Annotated in this window: 3 protein-coding genes; all 3 read left to right on the top strand. The window is 53.2% G+C overall.

The window, feature by feature from the left end; translation table 11 throughout:
* Positions 1-77: 77 nt before the first annotated feature.
* Positions 78-476: an IS66-like element accessory protein TnpA gene (gene tnpA / locus G3I67_RS14825; protein ID WP_163656347.1), complete on the top strand. Its 399-nt coding sequence runs from the start codon at positions 78-80 to the stop codon at positions 474-476.
* Positions 473-808, top strand: a complete 336-nt coding sequence (gene tnpB / locus G3I67_RS14820) for an IS66 family insertion sequence element accessory protein TnpB (RefSeq protein WP_163656346.1) — start codon at positions 473-475, stop codon at positions 806-808. The genes tnpA and tnpB overlap by 4 nt, the downstream gene beginning before the upstream one ends.
* 96 nt (positions 809-904) lie before the next feature.
* Positions 905-2,446, top strand: coding sequence for an IS66 family transposase (gene tnpC, locus G3I67_RS14815; RefSeq protein ID WP_163656345.1), 1,542 nt, complete (start codon positions 905-907; stop codon positions 2,444-2,446).
* The last annotated feature ends 51 nt before the right edge of the window (positions 2,447-2,497 follow it).

The raw sequence follows: 2,497 nt of genomic DNA, 5'->3' as shown, positions 1-2,497 counted from the left end.
GTAAGCGTCTGGGCAACACATGTTGCCTCAAACTGGCCGCTAAGTGAACATGTCTCCACTTAAAAATAGATGGAGACATGTCCATTATGGACCACCCCATTGCACCTCCGGTGCGTACCAGACAGCGCTACAGCGATGAGTTTAAATCCGAGGTTGTGGCTCAAGCTCGCCAGCCTCACGTGTCGATTGCATCCGTTGCACTCGCCCATGGGCTCAATGCAAATATGTTGCGCAGCTGGATGCATCACGCCGATCCGAACTATGTCAAACGACAGTCAAGACTGCCGAGTGTGAATCAACCTGTGCCTGCCACCCCGGCATTCTTGCCGGTTTCATTTTCTGATCATCATACGCCCAAATCCGATGCACGCATGATCGAGATCGAAGTCCATCAGGGCAATTCGATGGTCAAAGTGAAATGGCCCGTGCAGTCAAGCTCGTCATGCCTGACCTGGTTGCGCGAGCTCACTAAATGATTCGAATCGATGCGATTTGGATTGCGACTGAACCGATGGATATGCGGGCAGGCATGGATAGCGCTTTGGCACGGGTCGTTCAGATCTTTGGAGCCGCCCACCCTCATACGGCATATCTGTTTGCCAATCGTCGAGCGAATCGAATGAAGGTGTTGGTTCATGATGGCATTGGAATCTGGCTTGCCTCTCGGCGCTTACATCAGGGGCACTTTGTGTGGCCCAATCCGGACTCGGCAAACCAGTTGCAAATCAATCGTATCCAGTTCGATGCGCTCATCCTGGGACTGCCATGGCATCGACTGGGTGAGGCTGGGATCATCAAGGTTTTATGATAAATTCCAGTCTGAATTTTGCTTGGAACCTGAAATAAAAATCAATCGGTACATCCTATAGTGACATCGTGATGGAACATCTGTCACACTTGATCCATGATCACTGCACACAATCTCGAGAACATGGATGCGCAAGCGCTACGCGAGTTCGCCGCCTCCTTGATGACGCAGATCAAAGATCAAAATCGTGAGCTGATCTATCGCCAGACAAAGATTGATCAACTTGCTCAAGAGCTTGCCATCAACCGGCAATGGCGCTTTGGTCGACACTCCGAGAAACTGGATCCCGCACAAGCAAGTCTTCTGGATGAGACGTTAGATACCGATATCGCGGCGATTGAAGTCGAGATTGACGATTTGCGCGAAGTGGAGAAAATGCCTCCTCGGGATAAAAAGCAACCCAAACGCGTTCCCATTCCAGCCAATCTGCCTCGCATCGAGTTTCGTCACGAACCTGACTCAACAGTTTGTCGTTGCGGATGTCAGCTCAAGCGCATTGGCGAGGATGTCAGCGAAAAACTGGACTACACGCCTGGTGTGGTGACGGTTGAGCGCCACATTCGGGGTAAATGGGCGTGTGCAGATTGCAAGACTCTCATGCAGGCGCCCGTTCCTGCTCAAATCATTGACAAGGGTCTTGCCACCTCGGGGTTACTGGCTCAGGTGTTGGTCGCCAAATACGCTGACCACCTGCCCCTGTACCGGCAAGAGTCAATCTTTGCCAGAGCGGGGCTCGCGTTGTCGCGATCGACTCTGGCGCAATGGGTGGGAGTCTGTGGCGTACGACTGCAACCGCTAGTTGATGCGCTTCGAGAGGCCGTGCTATCGCATCGAGTCTTGCATGCGGATGAAACCCCAGTGCAGATGCTCAAGCCCGGTAACAAGAAAACCCATCGCGCCTACATCTGGGCCTATGCCCCTGGGGCGCACGAAGACCTCAAGGCTGTGGTCTACGACTTTGCCGAAGGTCGCTCCGGGGAGAATGCCCGCTCGTTTGTTGGGGATTGGCGCGGCAGTCTGGTGTGTGATGATTTTAGTGGTTACAAAGCGATGCTCGCCAATGGTGTGACCGAGGTTGGTTGCATGGCGCATGCGCGCCGCAAATTCTTCGAGCTACATGCGGCCAACAAAAGCCAGATAGCTCAATACGCGCTGGAACTGATGGGTCAGCTCTATGAAGTTGAGGGACAAGGCAAAGAACTGGATTCTGATGCCCGAAGAGGGCTGCGGCAGGCTCGATCCCGACCGATCGCAGATGCACTATTCGAGTGGATGCGTCTACAGCGAATCAAGATCACGGACGGTTCGGCTACGGCTAAAGCGCTAGACTACACACTAAAGCGATGGCAGGCGCTGACGCGTTACATCGATGATGGACAATTGCCGATTGATAACAACTGGATCGAAAATCAGATCCGACCCATTGCCATCGGAAGATCAAACTGGTTGTTTGCGGGCTCGTTACGGGCCGGCAAACGCGCGGCTGCGGTCATGAGTCTGATTCAATCGGCAAGAATGAACGGTCATGATCCGTACGCCTACATCAAAGATGTTCTGACCCGGTTGCCGACTCAGAAGGCCAATCAGATCGGGGAACTGTTGCCGCATCGCTGGCAATCAACTCCTGCTGCAGACTAGGGAATAACGCAACTTAGATTCTCTGGCAACATGTGTTGCCCAGACGCTTAC

Origin of the sequence: Sheuella amnicola (assembly GCF_010499255.1) — a bacterium.
GTDB classification, from domain to species: domain Bacteria; phylum Pseudomonadota; class Gammaproteobacteria; order Burkholderiales; family Burkholderiaceae_B; genus Zwartia; species Zwartia amnicola.
Note: the sequence above shows the minus strand (reverse complement) of the source record. Positions and strands in the feature narration are given on the sequence as shown.

Excerpts from the sequence above, each read along its gene's own strand:
- tnpA (WP_163656347.1), top strand. The coding sequence starts at position 78 with ATGTCCATTATGGACCACCCCATTGCACCTCCGGTGCGTACCAGACAG.
- tnpB (WP_163656346.1), top strand. The coding sequence starts at position 473 with ATGATTCGAATCGATGCGATTTGGATTGCGACTGAACCGATGGATATG.
- tnpC (WP_163656345.1), top strand. The coding sequence starts at position 905 with ATGATCACTGCACACAATCTCGAGAACATGGATGCGCAAGCGCTACGC.